This is a genomic window from Algorimicrobium echini, assembly GCF_900115185.1.
GTDB classification, from domain to species: Bacteria; Bacteroidota; Bacteroidia; order Flavobacteriales; family Flavobacteriaceae; genus Algorimicrobium; species Algorimicrobium echini.
In genome coordinates this window covers 503,597-523,395 of the sequence record NZ_FOVN01000002.1, presented here as the reverse complement: position 1 = coordinate 523,395, position 19,799 = coordinate 503,597, and the positions used below count along the sequence as shown (strand labels likewise).

The 19,799-nt window shown below is 33.6% G+C and carries 14 protein-coding genes; 6 read left to right on the top strand and 8 right to left on the bottom strand.

The window, feature by feature from the left end:
* A complete protein-coding gene (gene gcvT / locus BM239_RS08530; RefSeq protein ID WP_092207462.1) occupies positions 1 to 1,083 on the bottom strand; it encodes a glycine cleavage system aminomethyltransferase GcvT in 1,083 nt (360 codons plus the stop codon).
* A gap of 188 nt (positions 1,084 to 1,271) precedes the next feature.
* Here gcvT and BM239_RS08525 point away from each other — a divergent pair, with 188 nt between their 5' ends.
* A complete protein-coding gene (locus tag BM239_RS08525) occupies positions 1,272 to 2,906 on the top strand; it encodes an aminopeptidase P family protein (RefSeq protein WP_092207460.1) in 1,635 nt (544 codons plus the stop codon).
* Here BM239_RS08525 and BM239_RS08520 read toward each other — a convergent pair.
* Positions 2,903 to 3,418, bottom strand: coding sequence for a GNAT family N-acetyltransferase (locus BM239_RS08520; protein ID WP_092207458.1), 516 nt, complete (start codon positions 3,416 to 3,418; stop codon positions 2,903 to 2,905). The genes BM239_RS08525 and BM239_RS08520 overlap by 4 nt on opposite strands.
* Before the next feature lie 100 nt (positions 3,419 to 3,518).
* Between BM239_RS08520 and BM239_RS08515 the strand changes: the two genes are divergently transcribed.
* Positions 3,519 to 5,087, top strand: coding sequence for an NAD(P)H-hydrate dehydratase (locus tag BM239_RS08515; protein WP_092207456.1), 1,569 nt, complete (start codon positions 3,519 to 3,521; stop codon positions 5,085 to 5,087).
* 65 nt (positions 5,088 to 5,152) lie between these two features.
* Here BM239_RS08515 and BM239_RS08510 read toward each other — a convergent pair whose 3' ends face one another.
* On the bottom strand, positions 5,153 to 6,190 hold the full coding sequence (locus BM239_RS08510; protein WP_092207454.1) for a TlpA family protein disulfide reductase: 1,038 nt from the start codon (positions 6,188 to 6,190) through the stop codon (positions 5,153 to 5,155).
* 120 nt (positions 6,191 to 6,310) lie between these two features.
* Between BM239_RS08510 and hutH the strand changes: the two genes are divergently transcribed.
* Positions 6,311 to 7,822, top strand: coding sequence for a histidine ammonia-lyase (gene hutH, locus BM239_RS08505; RefSeq protein ID WP_092207452.1), 1,512 nt, complete (start codon positions 6,311 to 6,313; stop codon positions 7,820 to 7,822).
* A 30-nt stretch (positions 7,823 to 7,852) separates the two neighbouring features.
* Here hutH and BM239_RS08500 read toward each other — a convergent pair whose 3' ends face one another.
* Complete coding sequence (locus tag BM239_RS08500; RefSeq protein ID WP_245758213.1) at positions 7,853 to 8,209, bottom strand: hypothetical protein; 357 nt, start codon at positions 8,207 to 8,209, stop codon at positions 7,853 to 7,855.
* A gap of 91 nt (positions 8,210 to 8,300) precedes the next feature.
* Positions 8,301 to 10,862 (bottom strand): ATP-dependent Clp protease ATP-binding subunit, encoded by a 2,562-nt coding sequence (locus BM239_RS08495; RefSeq protein WP_092207450.1) that lies wholly within the window; start codon positions 10,860 to 10,862, stop codon positions 8,301 to 8,303.
* Positions 10,863 to 11,122: 260 nt separating this feature from the next.
* Here BM239_RS08495 and gyrA point away from each other — a divergent pair, with 260 nt between their 5' ends.
* Together gyrA and BM239_RS08485 are read left to right on the top strand one after the other, a co-directional pair.
* On the top strand, positions 11,123 to 13,696 hold the full coding sequence (gene gyrA, locus BM239_RS08490) for a DNA gyrase subunit A (protein ID WP_092207448.1): 2,574 nt from the start codon (positions 11,123 to 11,125) through the stop codon (positions 13,694 to 13,696).
* A gap of 28 nt (positions 13,697 to 13,724) precedes the next feature.
* Positions 13,725 to 14,969, top strand: coding sequence for a tetratricopeptide repeat protein (locus BM239_RS08485; RefSeq protein ID WP_092207446.1), 1,245 nt, complete (start codon positions 13,725 to 13,727; stop codon positions 14,967 to 14,969).
* Positions 14,970 to 15,042: 73 nt separating this feature from the next.
* On the opposite strand, the gene BM239_RS08480 is transcribed toward BM239_RS08485, so the two are convergent.
* The 3 genes from BM239_RS08480 to BM239_RS08470 all read right to left on the bottom strand — a co-directional run bounded on the left by BM239_RS08480 (position 15,043) and on the right by BM239_RS08470 (position 17,613).
* Positions 15,043 to 15,567, bottom strand: a complete 525-nt coding sequence (locus BM239_RS08480) for a hypothetical protein (RefSeq protein WP_092207444.1) — start codon at positions 15,565 to 15,567, stop codon at positions 15,043 to 15,045.
* 96 nt (positions 15,568 to 15,663) lie between these two features.
* Positions 15,664 to 16,419 (bottom strand): C40 family peptidase, encoded by a 756-nt coding sequence (locus tag BM239_RS08475; RefSeq protein ID WP_092207442.1) that lies wholly within the window; start codon positions 16,417 to 16,419, stop codon positions 15,664 to 15,666.
* 15 nt (positions 16,420 to 16,434) lie between these two features.
* Positions 16,435 to 17,613, bottom strand: a complete 1,179-nt coding sequence (locus tag BM239_RS08470; RefSeq protein ID WP_092207440.1) for an acetyl-CoA C-acyltransferase — start codon at positions 17,611 to 17,613, stop codon at positions 16,435 to 16,437.
* 129 nt (positions 17,614 to 17,742) lie between these two features.
* Between BM239_RS08470 and BM239_RS08465 the strand changes: the two genes are divergently transcribed.
* Positions 17,743 to 19,791 (top strand): HD family phosphohydrolase, encoded by a 2,049-nt coding sequence (locus BM239_RS08465; protein WP_092207438.1) that lies wholly within the window; start codon positions 17,743 to 17,745, stop codon positions 19,789 to 19,791.
* Positions 19,792 to 19,799 lie beyond the last annotated feature (8 nt).

The following is a 19,799-nucleotide window of genomic DNA, read 5'->3' as shown; positions in this document are numbered from 1 at the left end:
TTAGCCTTTATAAAATGGCAGTTTTACAACTGTTGCAGGAACAGCGTTTTTACGAATTTGAATATTTATCTTGGTGTCAAAAGCACTAAATTCAGGCGAAACATAGCCTAAACCAATACCTTTTTTAAGCATTGGTGACATGGTTCCTGAAGTTACTTTTCCTATTAAATTACCAGCATTATCAACAATGTCATATCCACTTCTTGGAATGCCTTTGCCTTCTAGCTCAAATGCTACTAATTTTCGTTTTAAAACCCCTTTCTTTTCTTCAGATAATTTATCAGAATTTGTAAATGTTTTTGTGAATTTTGTAATCCATCCCAAACCAGCTTCTAAAGGCGATGTTGTATCATCTATATCATTACCGTATAAACAGTAACCCATTTCCAAACGTAACGTATCACGAGCTGCTAAACCAATTGGTTTAATACCAAAGTCTGCACCTGCTTCAAACACTTTATCCCATATTTGTTTTACTTCAGAATTCTTGCAGTAAATTTCAAATCCTCCACTACCTGTATAACCTGTTGCGGAAATAATGACATGTTCAATGCCAGCAAAATCACCAACTACAAAATTGTAAAACTTAATTTCTGATAAGTCATGACTGGTTAAAGATTGCATGGCCTCAATAGCTTTTGGACCTTGGATGGCTAATAGCGAATAATCATCACTGATGTCAACCATTTCGGCACCAACATCATTTTTAGAGCTTATCCAATTCCAATCTTTTTCAATATTACTAGCATTTACAACAAGTAGGTAAGTTTCTTCTTCAATTCTATAAATAATTAAATCATCAACAATGCCACCAATATCATTAGGAAGGCAACTGTACTGGGCTTTACCAACTGTTAGTTTACTGGCATCATTGGTAGTTACTTTTTGAATTAAATCTAATGCGTTTGGACCTTTAATTAAAAATTCACCCATATGAGACACATCAAAAACACCAACAGATTTTCTAACTGTTTCATGTTCTATATTAACGCCTTCATATTGAACTGGCATATTAAAACCTGCAAAAGGAACCATTTTAGCACCTAATGCTTCATGTGTTGTTGATAAAGCTGTATTTTTCATATGTATATTCCGTTTGAAAGGAAATTTTAAATTAGACTTCAATTGCGGCACAAATGTATTGAAATTTATCTGTTTTAAAGTGTGTGATTATGCTTAATCTGGGCTTAAAAGTTTGTTAATTTTTTTAATTAAATAGAGCTTATTCTAATTTATCTATTTAATTTACTTCATCATAAAACTTCAGACTCATGAAAAATGTTATTATTTTAATTATTACCGTTTGTGTATCTTTTTTTGTTAAAGCCCAAGAAGGTCTGCCCACAGATTATCTATCTGCCGAATTTCATAAAAGTCGTCGAGATGCATTACGTAAAAGCATGCCTAATAATTCTGTAGCTGTATTTTTTGCAAATCCTGTAAGAAACAGAGCCAATGATGTGGATTTTGTTTACCATCAGGACCCAGATTTTTACTATTTAACCGGTTATAAAGAACCGCATGCCGTTTTAGTAGTGTTTTCAGAGAATCAAACAAATTCAGAGGGTACGGTTTATAATGAGTTAATTTATGTTCAGGAGAAAAATCCGCAAGCAGAACAATGGACAGGAAAGCGATTAGGTATTGAAGGAGCTAAAAACAAACTTGGTTTTGATTTGGCTTTTAATGGAAGTGATTTTAATAAATCAGGTGTTGAATATTCTAAATTTGATAAAGTGTTATTTAACAACTTTAATAATGATTATCGCGATTCTAAACGCAACCAAGCCGATTTACATAGTTTAATTGAGCAGTTTAAAGAACAAGCAAATTATGATGAAAACACATTGCCAGACCCTATAAAATCGCGTATTTATGAAATGATTAAAGCCACAGATATTGAAAATAGTGCCAATGTGGCTCAAAATATAGGTCGTGCTTTGGAATATTATCCAGATCTTAAAAACGATAAAGTAATAATAGATTATGCACAAGCAACAGATTCTAACCGACGATTGGAATTGAAGCAGCAAATTATAAAAATAGAGCAGGAGACACCAAAATCTAATTTGGACACCCAAATGTTATCTCAACTAATGGCAGGTTTACGTCAGATAAAAACAGAAGAAGAATTAGTATTACTAACAAAAGCCGTCCGAATTTCGGCCATGGGCCAACGTGAAATAATGAAAGCCATGCACCCAAACATGTCTGAAATGGAAATTCAAGGTATTCATGAATTTGTTTACAAAAAATATGGAAGTGAGTATGAAGGCTATCCAAGTATTGTAGGAGCTGGTAATAACGGTTGTGTGCTCCATTATATTGAAAACACAAAAATGCAAGTAAATAATGAATTAGTATTAATGGATTTAGGTGCCGAATATCATGGCTATTCGGCAGATGTAACCCGAACCATTCCTGCTAATGGGACATTTACAAATGAGCAGAAAATTATCTACGATTTAGTATACAAGGCTCAAGAAGCTGGAATTGCAGCAGCAAAAGTTGGTAATGGATTTAATGCAGCAGACGCAGCTAGTCGTGCAGTTATTCATAAAGGCTTAATAGATTTAGGTATTGCTGAAACAGATAAAGAAGCTAGACAGTACTTTCCTCACGGAACTTCACATTATTTAGGGTTAGATGTTCACGATCCAGGACTTTATGGCGCATTTCAACCTAATATGGTGATTACCGTTGAACCTGGTATTTATATTCCTGATGGAAGTAATTGTGATAAAAAATGGTGGGGAATTGCCGTAAGAATAGAAGATGATATTTTAATTACCAAAGATGGTCCTGTAAACCTATCAGCAGAAGCTCCTAGAACCTCTCATGAAATTGAAACCTTAATGAAGGAAAAAAGTGCGTTAGATGATTTTGTTTTACCAACTTTAGATTAATAGGTTAATAGCATCTGGTGATTGGGGTTTGAATGGGTTTCCGAAATTTTAAAATCAAAACTTCCAATAATTTTAAATCCCATGGTTTTATAGAAATTAAATGCTCTTTGGTTTTCAATCCATACATATAACCACATACCAAATTGATTATTTCGTTTAGATAAGGATACATTATAATGGAATAATTCTTTACCCAATTTTAAATCATGAAATTCCTTTAATACATAAAGGCGTTCTAGTTTTGTAACCTGTTTAAAAGGAATATTAACTTGTGAGACGTTAAATACTATTTTGGAATACCCAATAGCATTATTATTGTAGTACAAGATGTGAAAAACGGTGTCTTTATCAGATAATTCGGCCAAAAAAGCATTCTTGGTAAATTTAGAATGGATATAATTGGTTATGTCTGATTCAGGAGCACTCATGCCATGCGACTCGATAAACGTTTGCTTTCCTATTTCAGAAAGTAATTTAGCATGATTAACGTCTGCTTTAATAATTGTAATCATCGTACAAAATTAGACTTCGGATATTTAGAATTCAAAATTAACTGTATTTTTGAAATAGGATCCTTTTTATTAAATTAAATAAAAAAACCACCAATTAATCATGAAAATATTTTCAGACCAGCAAATTTACGAAGGTGATAAACTCACTGCTCAAAGACAAAATATTACGTCCACGGAACTCATGGAACGTGCAGGAATTCAAATTTTTAATTGGTTGCATTTACGCATGCAAGGCGCTCAAGTACCGATTCATATTTTTTGTGGTATTGGTAACAATGGAGGTGATGGTTTGGTAGTAGCTCGCCATTTAATTAATCATGGTTATAATGTGCACACCTATGTTGTGAATTTTAGTGATACACGCTCTAAAGACTTTTTAGTGAATTATGATTTAATTAAGCAAACCACCAAGAAATGGCCAACACTTATTGGGCCTAAAGATGATTTTCCCGAAATAGGGTCAGATGATATTATAATTGATGCCGTTTTTGGAATTGGTTTAAACCGTCCTGCAGACGATTGGGTTGTTAATTTATTTCAACATTTTAGAGCCTCAAAAGCCTTTACACTATCTATTGATATTCCTTCTGGGTTAAAAACAGATGCTGTTCCATCTGATGAAAATCATGTGGTATGGGCAAATCATACATTGAGTTTCCAGTCTACCAAACTTGCTTTCTTCTTACCGGATACGGCTAAATATACCGAACAATGGGAAGTTTTAGATATTGGTATTGACCGCGAGTATTTAATTAACACCCAAACAGCAGTCGATTTAATTGGGAAGCAAGAGGTGTTGCCCATTTATAAACCACGCGATAAATTTTCGCATAAAGGAGTTTTTGGTCATGCACTTATTATTGGTGGAAGTTATGGTAAAATAGGTGCGGCCCTATTGGCAAGTCGTTCTACTCTGTCCATTGGAGCTGGTTTGGTAACGGCTTTGGTTCCTAAATGTGGTTTTATACCTTTTCAATCTAGTTTTCCAGAAGCCATGATTATTACCGATGAAAATGATGAATGGATTAGTAATATTCAATTCAACATAACACCAACGGTTATTGGTCTTGGCGTTGGAATGGGAACCGAAAAAGAAACTGCTGAAGCTTTAAAAGTATTTCTAACCACTAATAAAACACCTTTAGTTATAGATGCTGATGGCATTAATTTATTAGCAGAACATAAAACGTTATTACCATTATTACCAAGGAATACCGTTTTAACACCGCACCCTAAAGAGTTGGAACGTTTAATTGGTACCTGGGAGAATGATTTTGATAAGCTAGATAAAGTTAAAGCCTTTTCAAAAAAATACCATGCAATCATTGTGGTAAAAGGTGCCTATACGTTAACGGTTTTAGAAGATAAAACATATATTAATTCTACTGGAAATCCTGGATTGGCAACTGCTGGAACAGGCGATGTGTTAACAGGGATTATTACTGGTTTAATTGCCCAAGGTTATGATTCATTATCGGCTGCGGTTTTTGGAGTGTATTTACATGGTAAATCTGCAGATATTGCTTTAGAAGGCTTGGGATATGAAGCCATGACAGCCTCACATATAATTGAAAATATAGGTAATGCCTATTTAGATTTATTTGCACAACCTGAACAACCTAAAGTTACGGAGAATCCTGAAGATAAAACAACCAAAGAAAAAAAATAGCTAAAAAAAATAGAGTCGTAACCTAGTTACGACTCTATAATTTTTATATGAGAAAAAAGGAGTGATTATATATTCAATTCTGTGAATAGCGCTTTTAACTCATCGCTTGAAGGTCTTGGAGCATCTGGTGATACCACATTACCTGTAGGATCAATTAAAATAAAACGAGGAATGCCATTAATTTTATAGTCTTGAATAAACTCAGTTTGCCACCCTTTTGGAGCAAATAACTGGATACCACCTAATTCTTTATCTGCAATCATGGCTTTCCAATCTTCACGTGCTTTATCCCATGAGCCACCGTGGCTTCTGTCGTCATCAATAGATAGACTTACAAATTGGATGTCTTTTCCGTGGTATTCTTTTTCAATTTCTTTTAAAAATGGAATTTCCGCTTTACAAGGTCCGCACCAAGTAGCCCAAACATCAATATATACATATTTGCCAGCTAAATCAGATAGTGACGTAGTCGTACCATCATAATTTTCATAATCGCTAAATGTTGGAGATGGCGTGCCTTTTGGGAATTCATTTTTTAAAGCAATTGCGGAACCTATATAGGATTTTAAAGATTTTAGCATTGGTTCTAAATTTTTAGAAGCATCATTTGTAATACTAGAATCTATGGCTTTATTGGAGTTGTAAAAGGTACTTAATTCGGTTTTTATGCCATCTAATTTTGCTTCTAATGTTTCCATATCGGCAATTTTACTTAAAGACTCAACGTCAATTAATTGTTCTTCTTTCAAAGACTTTTCGGCTAAAAAATTACTGTGTTCGGCTCCAGTACCTGTATATTTAACGGTTTCATCAAACATTTTGGTGTCGATGGTCATGTCAATTTCAAAACCATTTTTCAAAAATATAGATGTCGATTCAGCACCATCAAACAAGTTGTAAATACCAGCATCTACTTTTAGAGTATCACTAAAAGTTCCATCATTATTTACTTGAATTGTTTTTGAATAATCACGCGTTCTTACAACTAAAGAGTCACTGTTTTTATTGGTTATTTTTCCAGAAAAAGTCACATAGTCTTTAGGAGCTTCTTCTTTGCAAGCAAATAAGGCTAATGCTGCAACAAAAATTAAAGTTTTTTTCATCGTTTTAAATTGTTTGTTTATTCAAAAATAGAATTTTATCATGAATAATAACTGAAATGTCCTGAATTGTTTGCATAATAAATAATGAATGTGGAATTTTGGAACAATTTTTAAAAAGCCATGAGAACAATCCATTATATTTCACAAGAATCCATTGATTTAGAAACTATTTCAGCTATTTTAGAAGAAGATAAAGCTTTGGAATTAGCCGATAGTTCTATAAAAAAAATTCAGGCCTGTCGTGATTATTTAAATGAAAAGCTTAAGAATCAAGACTCACCCATTTATGGTATTAATACTGGTTTTGGTTCGTTATATAATGTAAAAATATCAAAAGAAAATTTAACCAAGCTTCAAGAGAATTTGGTAATGTCGCATGCTTGCGGAACAGGAGAATTGGTTCCCAAGGCCATTATAAAACTCATGTTGCTTTTAAAAGTACAATCTTTAAGTTATGGACATAGTGGTGTGCAATTAGAAACAGCACAACGCTTAATGGATTTTTATAATAATGATATTTTACCGGTTGTATATACACAAGGTTCTTTAGGGGCTTCGGGTGATTTAGCGCCTTTGGCACATTTAGCGCTGCCACTTATTGGTAAAGGAGAAGTTTATTTTGAAGGAGCCATTCATACTACTGAATCTATTTTGAAGAAATTTAATTGGAAACCCATAACATTACAATCTAAAGAAGGTTTGGCTCTGTTAAATGGTACGCAATTTATGTCAGCTTACGGAATTCATTTATTAATGAAAGCTTATAAATTATCTTATTTAGCTGATTTAATTGGAAGCATATCTTTAGAAGCTTTTGATGGTAGAATAGAACCTTTTAATGAGCTTGTTCATTTAGTTCGCCCTCATAAAGGCCAATTAAAAACTGCCGAGCGCATAAATGAGTTTCTAGAAGGCAGCGAATTAATAGCTCAAGATAAGGTACATGTTCAAGACCCGTATTCGTTTCGATGTATGCCTCAAGTTCATGGAGCCAGTAAGGACACGTTAGATTTTGTTAGGAAAACTTTTATAACAGAAATTAATTCTGTAACAGATAATCCAAATATTTTTACAGAAGAAGATTTAATAATTTCGGGTGGAAATTTTCACGGACAACCATTAGCTTTAGCATTGGATTACTTAAAGATTGCGATGGCAGAATTAGGGAATATTTCTGAAAGACGTGTATTTCAATTGGTATCTGGACTACGTAGTTTACCCACATTTTTGGTTAACAACCCAGGGTTAAATTCTGGGTTTATGATTCCACAATATACGGCAGCTAGTATAGTTAGTGCTAATAAACAATTGTCTAGTCCAGCAAGTATTGATAGTATTGTATCTAGTAATGGGCAAGAGGATCATGTAAGTATGGGAGCCAATGCGGCAACACAGGCATTTACATTAATTCATAATGTGGAACGTATATTGGCTATTGAATTATTTAATGCTTCTCAAGCACTACACTTTAGGCAGCCCTTAAAGTCTTCAGCATTTATTGAATCTGTTCTTAAAGCTTATCGCGAAGCGGTTTCTTTTGTTTCAAATGACAGAGAGTTACATGTAGATATTAAAAATTCGGTAGCTTTTATTTCAAACTTACAAATTGATTTTAATGAAATCTATTCTTAAGAAATAAGAAATTATTTTAAAGTGAATTTGTTATTTACGACACAATTCATCAGCCCAAGCCTTCGCATCATCTAATGAGTTGAAAGATTTAAAAGGAATGCTAATAAATGTACGTTCAAAATCTGTATTATCTATTTTTACTGAATCGCCTAAAACAACAGCAAAACCAATTAAGTTTTTAATTTTTGATGTTTCAAAATAAACATTAGGGTCTACTGAATAGGAGTTTTTTCTATGTGTGATATAAACAAAATTTCTATTGCCATAATATTTTCTAGCAATATTATACAGCTCATTGTTTAAATCTACTGAAACGGTTATGCCTTCATTCATCACTGCAATCATATAATTAGCATGACACGTGATGTTTCCATATGGATATTTCATGATTACAGACATGTTTAAAGTTAGTGAAAATTAGGGATAAAAAAAAACTCCACAAATGTAAGTGGAGTTTTTCAATTTTCATCTTTTTTTTTTAAGATTCAGTTGGTTTTTTTCCCGACTCAATTTTAATTTTTAATTCATTGGATTTGCTGTCTAAATCCATGGATATTTTATCGCCTTCTGAAATTTTGGAATTGATAATTTCTTCAGCCAAAGCATCTTCAACATATTTTTGGATAGCACGTTTTAAGGGTCTCGCACCATATTGTTTATCAAAGCCTTTTTCAGCAATATAGTCTTTAGCAGATTTGCTTAATTTAAGCGTATAACCAATATCCTTAATGCGTACAATTAGTTTTTCTAATTCAATATCAATAATTTTACTAATATCTTCTTTTTCAAGTGCATTAAATACAACGACATCATCAATTCTATTTAAAAATTCTGGCGCAAAAGCTTTTTTAAGTGCATTTTCAATGACGCTTCTGGCATTAGCATCTTCTTGAGACTTTTGGGAAGCTGTTCCAAATCCAACACCTGTACCAAAATCTTTAAGTTTTCTTGAACCAATATTAGATGTCATGATGATAATGGTATTTCTAAAGTCAATTTTACGACCTAAACTATCCGTTAAATAGCCATCATCTAAAACCTGTAGCAACATATTGAATACATCTGGATGTGCTTTTTCAATTTCGTCTAATAAAACAACAGCGTAAGGTTTGCGTCTAATTTTCTCGGTTAACTGACCACCTTCTTCGTAACCAACATAGCCAGGAGGAGCACCTACTAATCTAGAGATAGCAAATTTTTCCATGTACTCACTCATATCGATGCGTACGAGAGAGTCTTCACTATCAAATAATTCTTTAGAAAGCACTTTAGCTAATTGTGTTTTACCAACACCAGTTTGTCCTAAAAATATAAAGGACCCAATTGGTTTGTTAGGATCTTTAAGTCCAGCGCGATTACGTTGAATGGCTTTTACTACTTTAGCAACTGCATCATCTTGACCAATTACCTTGCCTTTAATTAATTCAGGTAAAATGGCTAATTTATTACTTTCGGTTTGGGCAATTCTGTTAACAGGAATTCCTGTCATCATGGATACCACATCGGCTACATTGTCTTCAGTTACGGTTTCACGGTGTAGTTTTGTGTCCTCTTCCCATTTTTCTTGTGCAATGGCTAGCTCTTTTTCTAAACGTTTCTCATCGTCACGAAGTTTTGCTGCCTCTTCATATTTTTGTTTTTTTACAACACTAGATTTGGTTTCTTTTACAGCTTCTAGTTGCTTTTCTAACTCCACAATCTGATCAGGAACATTAATATTTGTAATATGTACGCGTGAACCTGCTTCATCTAAAGCATCGATAGCTTTGTCAGGTAAAAACCGATCTGTCATATAACGATTGGTCAATTTTACACAAGCTTCAATAGCTTCTTGAGTGTATGCTACATGGTGGTGTGATTCATATTTATCTTTAATATTGTTTAAGATTTCAATAGTTTCATCAACAGTAGTCGGTTCTACAATCACTTTTTGAAAACGTCTTTCTAAAGCACCATCTTTCTCAATATATTGTCTGTACTCATCTAGTGTTGTTGCTCCAACACATTGGATTTCGCCTCGAGCTAAAGCTGGTTTAAACATATTAGAAGCATCTAAACTTCCTGTAGCACCTCCAGCACCAACAATGGTATGGATTTCATCAATAAATAAAATGATATCGTCGTTTTTTTCTAGCTCGTTCATAACGGCTTTCATACGTTCTTCAAATTGTCCTCGATATTTTGTGCCTGCAACTAAACTTGCTAAATCTAGTGTAACTACGCGTTTATTGAATAAAATTCTAGATACTTTTCGTTTTACAATTCGGTTCGCTAAACCTTCAGCAATGGCAGATTTACCAACTCCAGGTTCACCAATTAAAAGCGGATTGTTTTTCTTGCGTCTACTTAAAATTTGAGACACACGTTCTATTTCTTTTTCACGCCCAACTACAGGGTCTAATTTACCTTCTTCTGCCATAGCAGTTAAGTCACGACCAAAATTGTCTAAAACGGGAGTTTTAGACTTCTTATTCGTTTTTCCAGTAGGTGAATTAAATAAATTGTCTTTTGAGCTGTCGTCATCTGAAGCTGAATCATCATCTTGAAAAGATTCCGATTTTGGCTCTCCTGTAATATCAGGATAATTTTCGTCGTTTGTTATCATAAACTTAAACTGTTCTTTTACGTTATCATAGTCCACTTTAAGCTTATTTAAAAGCTTGGTCGTGGGATCGTTATCGTTTCTTAAAATGCACAAAAGTAAATGCGCTGTATTTATGGAGCTACTTTGAAAAAGCTTGGCTTCCAAAAAGGTTGTTTTTAATGCGCGTTCAGCCTGTCTTGTAAGGTGTAGGTTTTTTTTGTTGTTAGAAGTTACTGCTAAATTTGGGTTAGCAGGACTTAAAATTTCAACCTTTCGTCTTAAATGATTTAAATCAATATCTAAAGCGCTTAAAATATCAATAGCTTTACCGCTACCGTCACGTAATAACCCGAGCATTAAATGTTCTGTGCCTATAAAATCATGTCCAAGCCTTAAAGCTTCTTCTTTACTATACGCAATTACGTCTTTAACTCTTGGTGAAAAATTGTCATCCATAAATAATTCCTTTCTGCATTAAATGTACTAAAACATATTATTAAGGACAAAAATCATACCTTAATTAATAGTAAGTATGCTAATAGACAAAAAAAAGTTTATAAAGTCAAAATATTTAACAGCATACTTATTAACGAAAAGAAGGGTTGTAATTGTTAATAAAAAAACCGAAAAAACAAAAAAGAAACCCTTGCTGTAGCTGATGAAATGGTTATATTAGCACGATTTGTAAACCTACAAAAATCTAATTAGTATTATATATGGCAGAAGGAGAAAAATTGATCCCAATTAACATTGAAGATGAAATGAAATCGGCTTACATTGACTATTCAATGTCAGTCATTGTGTCACGTGCTTTACCTGATGTAAGAGATGGTTTAAAACCCGTGCATAGGCGTGTACTTTTTGGTATGCATGAGCTTGGAGTTAGAGCAACAGGAGCACACAAAAAATCGGCGAGAATTGTTGGTGAGGTGCTTGGTAAGTATCATCCTCATGGTGATACATCTGTTTATGATGCCATGGTTCGTATGGCACAAGAATGGAGTTTACGATATATGTTAGTGGATGGACAAGGTAACTTTGGATCTGTTGATGGTGATAGTCCTGCAGCAATGCGTTATACAGAAGCACGTATGCGTAAAATATCGGAAGATATGTTGGCAGATATTGATAAAGAAACAGTAGATCATAAATTAAATTTTGATGATACCTTACATGAACCAACGGTTCTTCCTACCCGAATTCCTGGATTACTTGTAAATGGAGCTTCTGGTATCGCAGTTGGTATGGCAACCAATATGCCACCTCATAATTTGAGTGAAGTGGTAGATGGTATAACAGCCTATATTGAAAATAACGATATTGAAATTGACGAATTAATTACACACGTTAAAGCACCAGATTTTCCTACTGGAGGAACAATTTATGGGTATGACGGTGTTATTGAAGCCTTTAAAACAGGTAGAGGTCGTATTGTTATGCGTGGAAAAGCACGTATAGAGGAGGTTCAAGGTCGTGAGTCCATTATAGTTACCGAGATACCTTACCAAGTGAACAAGGCTGACATGATCAAGAAAACAGCCGATTTAATTAATGAAAAGAAAATGGATGGTATTGCGTCAATTCGCGATGAATCCGATAGAAGTGGTATGCGAATTGTTTACGTTTTAAAACGTGATGCCATTCCTAATATTGTTTTAAACACTTTGTATAAATTTACCGCTCTACAATCGTCATTTAGTGTTAATAATATTGCTTTAGTTAATGGACGTCCACAATTATTAAATCTGAAAGAGTTAATTCATCATTTCGTAGAACATAGACATGATGTAGTAGTTCGAAGAACAACATATGAATTACGTAAAGCGGAAGAACGCGCACACATATTAGAAGGTTTAATAATTGCTTCAGACAATATTGATGAAGTTATTGCATTAATTAGAGCATCATCAAATGCCGATGAAGCAAGAGAAAAGCTAGTAGAACGTTTTAAATTGTCTGAAATCCAAGCGAAAGCCATTGTAGAGATGCGTTTGCGTCAGTTAACTGGACTGGAACAAGATAAATTACGTTCAGAGTATGAAGATTTAATGGTTACCATTGAAGATTTAAAGGATATTCTTGATAAAAAGGAACGTCGTATGGAAATCATAAAAGATGAATTACTTGTTATTAAGGATAAATATGGTGATGAGCGTCGTTCAACAATAGAATACGCTGGAGGTGATTTAAGTATTGAGGATATGATTCCAGATGAGCAAGTGGTTATTACTATTTCTCATGCTGGTTACATTAAGAGAACATCATTAACAGAATACAAAACACAACATAGAGGAGGTGTTGGACAAAAAGCTTCTACAACTAGAAATGAAGACTTTTTAGAACACCTGTTTGTTGGTACCAACCACCAGTATATGCTATTCTTTACCCAGAAAGGTAAGTGTTTCTGGATGCGAGTATATGAAATACCAGAAGGTAGTAAAACCTCTAAAGGTCGTGCCATTCAAAACCTGATTAACATAGAACAGGATGATAAGGTAAAAGCCTTTATTTGCACACAGGACTTAAAAGATGAAGATTACATCAATAGTCATTATGTGATTATGGCAACTAAAAAAGGTCAAGTGAAGAAAACTGCTTTAGAACAATACTCTCGTCCTAGAACGAATGGTATTAATGCCATAACTATCAAGGAAGATGATGAATTACTAGAAGCAAAATTAACAACTGGAAACAGCCAGGTTATGTTAGCATTAAAATCTGGTAAAGCCATTCGTTTTGAAGAAGCTAAAACAAGACCTATGGGTAGAAATGCTTCTGGTGTTAGAGGTATTCGTTTGCAGGATGAAAAAACGGATGAAGTGATTGGTATGATTGCTATTGAAAACCCACAAGAGGAATCTGTTTTAGTCGTTTCTGAAAAAGGATATGGTAAACGTACTTATATAGACGATCCAGAAGATGGTGAAGCTGTTTATAGAATAACCAACAGAGGTGGAAAAGGTGTTAAAACGATTTCTATTACCGAGAAAACAGGTCATTTGGTAGCTATTAAATCGGTGACAGATGAAGAGGATTTAATGATTATTAATAAATCTGGAATTGCTATTCGTATGGCGGTTGCTGATTTACGAGTTATGGGTCGTGCAACTCAAGGTGTTAAGGTTATTAACTTAAAGGGTAGTGACTCTATTGCTGCAGTTGCCAAAGTGATGAAGGACGAAAATGATGATGATAGCAGTGTCGTGCCAGATGCGGACAGTTCTATTGTTGATTCTACTCAAGAAACCGACAATGGCACAAGTCTTGATACAACAGATGAGAATGAATAAATAAATAACGATAATTAATTATAATAAAATGAAAAACCCAATTTTAGTTGCATTGGCAATTCTAGTAAGTACTGTTTCTTTTGCTCAAAAAAAAGAGTTACGTACTGCTGAAAAAGCAATAAAAAATAATAATTATGCTGAAGCCAAATCAGCATTAAATCAGGCAGAATCGATGATGTCTGAAATGGATGAAAAGCAAAAATCACAATATCATTTATTAGTGGCTGAAGCATTATACGCTCAAGGTACAGCAAATGATACGGATTTAAATAAAGCTATAGAAAGCTTAATTAAGGTTGGTAGCGACTATGAATCCGAATCAACTGAATTAACAACTACAATGGAAAATGAGCTTTTGACAAAAGCAAACAACCTATATAAAGCAAACAGTTTTTCAGAAGCGGGAACTAAATTCGAACAATTATATCACGTAGTTCCTACAGATACGACCTATCTTTATTATGCAGCTGTAAGTGCTGTGAGTGCTCAAGATATGGATGAAGCTTTAAAGCATTATTTAGAGTTGAACAAGTTAGGTTACACTGGTATTACTAAAGAATATTATGCAACCAATAAGGAGACTGGTGAAGAGGAAGTTATGGATAAAACCAATCGTGATTTATTTATAAAAACTGGAGCTTATATCAAACCAGGAGAGCGCTTAACTGAATCCAAAGCTGGTGAAATCACGAAAAACATTGCTTTTATATATGTTAATTTAGGAAAATCGGAAGAAGCGTTAGAAGCTATTAAACAAGCTCGTAAACAAAACCCAACGGATGTAAATATTATATTGACGGAGGCTAATTTACAATACAAATTAGGCAACAAGGATGAATATAAGGCATTAATTGAAAAAGCGATTGATTTAGATCCTAATAATGTTGATCTGTTTTATAATTTAGGTGTTCTTTCTGCTGAAGCTGGATATAACGATAAAGCTAAAGAGTATTATAACAAAGTTATTGAAATGGATCCTACCTATACCAATGCACACACAAATATAGCTGCGCTAATACTTGGTGAAGAGCAAGCGTTAATTGAAGAAATGAATGGTTTAGGAACTTCAGCAGCAGACAATAAGCGTTATGATGAACTAAAGGAAGAACGTAAAGCACTTTATAAGGAAGCTATACCATATTTAGAGGCTGTTCTAGAAGTAGATTCTGAAAATTTAGAAGTATCAAAAACACTAATGAATATTTATAGTGCTATCGCTAATACAGAAAAGTATAAGCAAATGAAAGCTAAAGTGGAAGCGTTAGGCGGATAGACTTTAATTCTTACACTGAAAATTAAAAAAATGCTACTGATATTCAGTAGCATTTTTTATATATTAAATTCAGCTATTTTCGGTTATTAAAAAGGTGTATGGCATTCAAGTATTTTGTTGCACCTTTTTCAGATTGGTCGTATAAAAAACCATTTAATTCTGGATGATTTTCTTCTACCCAACTTAATAACATATTTCTGTTTTGTATAAATATAGCTTCTTTAAAGTTTATGTATTCGTAGGTTTCAATGCTACTAATTTTATCATGATTAAATTGGAACAATTGTTTCGTTATAATAGGCTCTCCGTGAAGAAAAGATATCCTTTTATCAATTTTTGAAACATTAACTATCACAATACTATCCTCTTGCTTGATTTGGAGAATTTTATAAGTTGGTTCAAAAATAGCATCCCATTTTAACCAATCTTGATATTCATTAAGACTATATATTTGCTCGTAATCACCTTCTTTAGTCCATAAACTATCCGTAAATAGGGTTATTGTGTTAAATGTTTTTGGGTGGTTAAGATGCTTGAAGTATTTTTTTACAAGTTCAATTTTGTTAATTTCTTTATCTGAATTTTTACAGGAATTCATTCCCACAGATAAGATTAATGATATGACCAAAGTTATGATTATCTGCAAGTAGTTTTTCATCAAGACAAGCTACAACTTATTTTAAAATTTTATAGTCTATCCCTCAACAATCCGCTTTATAACTCGTAATTTATGGGTGTGTATATGTTTATCTACATTATAAATTCCTGAATGATCCAGTCTATCTATACGGACTTTACCATGTGCATGAATGATGAAATTGTCGGGCATAATTATTCCAACATGAACTATTTGTCCCTCGTCATTATCAAAAAAAGCTAAATCGCCTGGATCACTTTCTTCAATAAAGCTTAACGCTTCACCTTGTGTAGCTTGTTGTGAGGCATCTCTAAATAACTTATATCCATTTAGTTTATAAACCATTTGAGTAAATCCAGAACAATCTATACCAAAAGGTGTTTTACCTCCCCAAAGGTAAGGAGCATTTAAATATGTAAAAGCTGTTTTTAATAGGTGCTCCTTTGGTGCTTTGTCATTAACAGTATTACCATCGTGTGTATGCTGCAATAAGTCCAATCCATTTAGGCTTGAACCTAAAGGAATTGGATATAATTGACTGTCGTTATCTTCTATAAACTCGACTAAATCAGTTGAGAGTACAGGCAGTTCTAGATGTATTTTTTTGTAATCTTCTTCAGAAATATTAACATACTGCTTATTATCTATCCAACCTTCGTACTTATCAAAGCCTAAACGAATTTTACTCCAAGCTTTTCGTTTTTCAAGTACTTTAAAATAATCACCATACAATACTTGAGATACAAGTTCGCTTGTATCACTGGGTTCCAATCGTAATGGAACAATGCTTAAATTACAAATACCATATTGCATGCAAAAAATACCGTATTAGTTTCTTTCGATAATAACTGCCGAAGCACCACCACCACCATTACAAATAGCGGCTGCACCAATTTTTGCATTGTTTTGTTCTAAAACATTTAATAAAGTAATTAAAATACGAACTCCTGAACAACCCAGTGGGTGACCTAAAGAAACAGCTCCACCGTTAACGTTTACATTTGAATCGTTGAGTCCTAAAATTTTCATATTCGCTAAACCAACAACTGAAAACGCTTCATTGAATTCAAAGAAATCAACATCTTTAATACTCATACCAATTTTATCTAATGCTTTAGGTAAGGCTTTAGCAGGTGCTGTTGTAAACCATTCAGGCTCATGAGCAGCATCAGCATAACTTTTTATGGTTGCCAATATTTTCAAACCTAATTCGTCAGCTTTCTCACGGCTCATTAACACCATAGCTCCAGCGCCATCATTAATGGTAGAAGCATTGGCGGCTGTTACTGTTCCTTCTTTAGTAAAAGCGGGACGTAAAGTAGGAATTTTTTCTAATTTCACATTGCTGAATTCTTCATCTGTGTCTACTACTAATGCATCGCCACGACGTTGTGGTACTTCAACAGGAACAACTTCATTGTTAAATTTTCCTGCTTTCCATGCTGCAGCAGAACGTTGGTAAGACTGTATAGCATAGGCATCCTGATCTTCACGAGAAAATTTATATTCGGTAGCACAAGCATCTGCACAAACTCCCATAGCATTTTGGTCGTAAGCATCCACTAAACCATCACGTTGCATACCATCTTCCATTTTAGCAGGACCAAATTTTGTGCCAGTTCTAGCATGTAAATAATGCGGAATTAAACTCATATTTTCCATACCTCCAGCAACTACTATTTCAGCATCGCCTAGAGCTATGGCTTGTGCTGCTTGCATCACAGCTTTCATTCCAGAAGCACAAACTTTGTTAATAGTTGTACATGGAACAGTATTAGGTATTCCTGCGTAAATTGCCGCTTGCCTAGCAGGTGCTTGTCCAGCTCCTGCTTGTACAACATGACCCATAATAACCTCTTGAACTAATTCGGGCTTTAAGTTTATTTTGTTTAAAGCACCTTTTATAGCTGTAGCTCCTAAACGAGGTGCTGGAACGGTTGAAAGGGATCCTAAAAAACTACCAATTGGTGTTCTAGCTGCTGATACAATGACGACTACTTTACTCATGTTTTTTACGTTTATTTTTTTAATGCCACAAAATTAATCATTTTTTAATAGAATGTAGAATGATTAGCATTTTATACACCCATAATTTTCGACTATATTTTACTACATTTGAAAATATTTCACCATTCTATGAAAGACTTTATAAATACACTATATAGAAATCATTCACTAGGCTATAAGTTTTTGCTTTTTATATCAACAACATTTTTAATTGTGTATTTATTTCCTAAAAGTGGAAAATTTAAATATAATTTTGAAAAAGGAAAGCCATGGCAATCCGAAAACCTATATGCACCTTTTAATTTTGCAATAAAAAAGACTGACGCTGAAATAGCAACTGAAAAACAAGAAATTAAAGATGCTGTTCCCTTATATTTTAATCTAGATAGCGCTGTTCCAAATACGGTTACCAATAATTTTAACCGAGAATTTAAGTCCATTTTTCCAGATTCTATTCAAGTATATAAACGTAATGTTTTAAAACAAGCGGGTACAACAATCATAGATAAACTTTACCATTTTGGTGTTTTAAATGATGATTATAACTATCCAGATGCTAAAAAGGTGATTATTTTAGAGGGTCGTGTTGAAAAAGAACAAACTCAATTTGGTAATTTAGTAGAAGAAAGTCAATTAACTGAAATCATTGTTAAAGTCCTTGAGGATAACGACTTGCAGTCTTATAAAAACGAGTTTACTTCACTGTTTTTTGATTTAGTTGAACCTAATCTAGAATATAACAAAGAGTTTTCTTCACGTGTTCTTCAGGAAGAATTGGATAAAGTGTCTTTTACTCGTGGTAGTGTAGAACGCGAAACCTTAATTATTTCGAAAGGTGAAGTAGTGGAAGGTATAAAATTTCAAATATTAAAATCATTAGAGTCTGAATATGAGTCGCAGGTATGGAATAAATCCAATTATCTATGGATTGTATTTGCATACACCCTTTTAGTAGCATTAGCATTACTCATGTTGTTATTATTTTTACGTAAATACCGCATGTCTGTTTTTGAAAACAATGTAAAAGTCACCTTTATTTTCTTTAATGTAGCCTTCATGGTTTTAATCACCACGTTGGTAGTAAATTACAATTCTCAATACATATATGTGGTACCTATTTGTATTTTACCTTTGGTGCTAAAAGCTTTTTTTGATGCGCGTTTAGGACTGTTCACACACGTTTTAACCGTTTTATTATTAGGACTGGTAGTACCAAACAGTTACGAATATATGTTCTTGCAAATTATTGCTGGAATAGTTACAATTCTAACGGTTTCAGAATTATACAAACGTGCCAATTTATTTATTTCTGTTGGACAAATCACGTTAATATATATTGTTGCCTATTTTGCTTTTTTTGTGATTCATGAAGGTAGTGTAGAAACCCTCCACTGGGAAACCTTTGGGATGTTTGTACTGTGTGGATTAGCTACCTTATTTGTGCAACCATTAATCTATGCTTACGAAAAACTCTTCGGTTTGGTGTCAGATGTCTCTTTATTAGAACTATCAGATACAAATACCAAGCTGTTAAAAGAACTATCAAATAAAGCGCCAGGAACATTTCACCACTCTTTAAACGTAGCCAATTTAGCCGAAGCAGCTGCTAATGAAATTGGAGCCAACGCCATGTTGGTGCGTGTTGGTGCATTATATCATGACATCGGTAAAATGAAAAACCCTACCTATTTTACCGAAAATCAATCTACAGGAATCAATCCTCATGATGAATTATCGCCAGCTGAAAGTGCTCATATTATAATAAATCACGTAATTGATGGTATTGAAATAGCCCGAAAAAATAATCTTCCGGATCGTGTTATCGATTTTATAAGAACCCATCACGGAACCAGTGTAGTATATTATTTTTATATGAAAGAAAAGGAAGTCAATGAACTGATAGAAATAGAAGACTTCATGTATCCAGGTCCAAAACCTTTTAGTAAAGAAACGGCTATTTTAATGATGTGTGATAGTGTAGAAGCGGCTTCCAAAAGTTTAAAAGAACCAACATCCACAAAAATTGACGATTTTGTAGAAACGATATTAAACAAACAAATGAATGATGACCAGTTTTTAAATGCCAATATTACCTTTAAAGAAATTCAATCTATTAAAAAGATATTGAAGCAAAAGCTGACCAACATTTACCACTTACGTATAGAGTATCCTGAATAAGTCATTTA

Excerpts from the sequence above, each read along its gene's own strand:
- gcvT (WP_092207462.1), bottom strand. The coding sequence starts at position 1,083 with ATGAAAAATACAGCTTTATCAACAACACATGAAGCATTAGGTGCTAAA.
- BM239_RS08525 (WP_092207460.1), top strand. The coding sequence starts at position 1,272 with ATGAAAAATGTTATTATTTTAATTATTACCGTTTGTGTATCTTTTTTT.
- BM239_RS08520 (WP_092207458.1), bottom strand. The coding sequence starts at position 3,418 with ATGATTACAATTATTAAAGCAGACGTTAATCATGCTAAATTACTTTCT.
- BM239_RS08515 (WP_092207456.1), top strand. The coding sequence starts at position 3,519 with ATGAAAATATTTTCAGACCAGCAAATTTACGAAGGTGATAAACTCACT.
- BM239_RS08510 (WP_092207454.1), bottom strand. The coding sequence starts at position 6,190 with ATGAAAAAAACTTTAATTTTTGTTGCAGCATTAGCCTTATTTGCTTGC.
- hutH (WP_092207452.1), top strand. The coding sequence starts at position 6,311 with ATGAGAACAATCCATTATATTTCACAAGAATCCATTGATTTAGAAACT.
- BM239_RS08500 (WP_245758213.1), bottom strand. The coding sequence starts at position 8,209 with ATGAAATATCCATATGGAAACATCACGTGTCATGCTAATTATATGATT.
- BM239_RS08495 (WP_092207450.1), bottom strand. The coding sequence starts at position 10,862 with ATGGATGACAATTTTTCACCAAGAGTTAAAGACGTAATTGCGTATAGT.
- gyrA (WP_092207448.1), top strand. The coding sequence starts at position 11,123 with ATGGCAGAAGGAGAAAAATTGATCCCAATTAACATTGAAGATGAAATG.
- BM239_RS08485 (WP_092207446.1), top strand. The coding sequence starts at position 13,725 with ATGAAAAACCCAATTTTAGTTGCATTGGCAATTCTAGTAAGTACTGTT.
- BM239_RS08480 (WP_092207444.1), bottom strand. The coding sequence starts at position 15,567 with ATGAATTCCTGTAAAAATTCAGATAAAGAAATTAACAAAATTGAACTT.
- BM239_RS08475 (WP_092207442.1), bottom strand. The coding sequence starts at position 16,419 with ATGCAATATGGTATTTGTAATTTAAGCATTGTTCCATTACGATTGGAA.
- BM239_RS08470 (WP_092207440.1), bottom strand. The coding sequence starts at position 17,613 with ATGAGTAAAGTAGTCGTCATTGTATCAGCAGCTAGAACACCAATTGGT.
- BM239_RS08465 (WP_092207438.1), top strand. The coding sequence starts at position 17,743 with ATGAAAGACTTTATAAATACACTATATAGAAATCATTCACTAGGCTAT.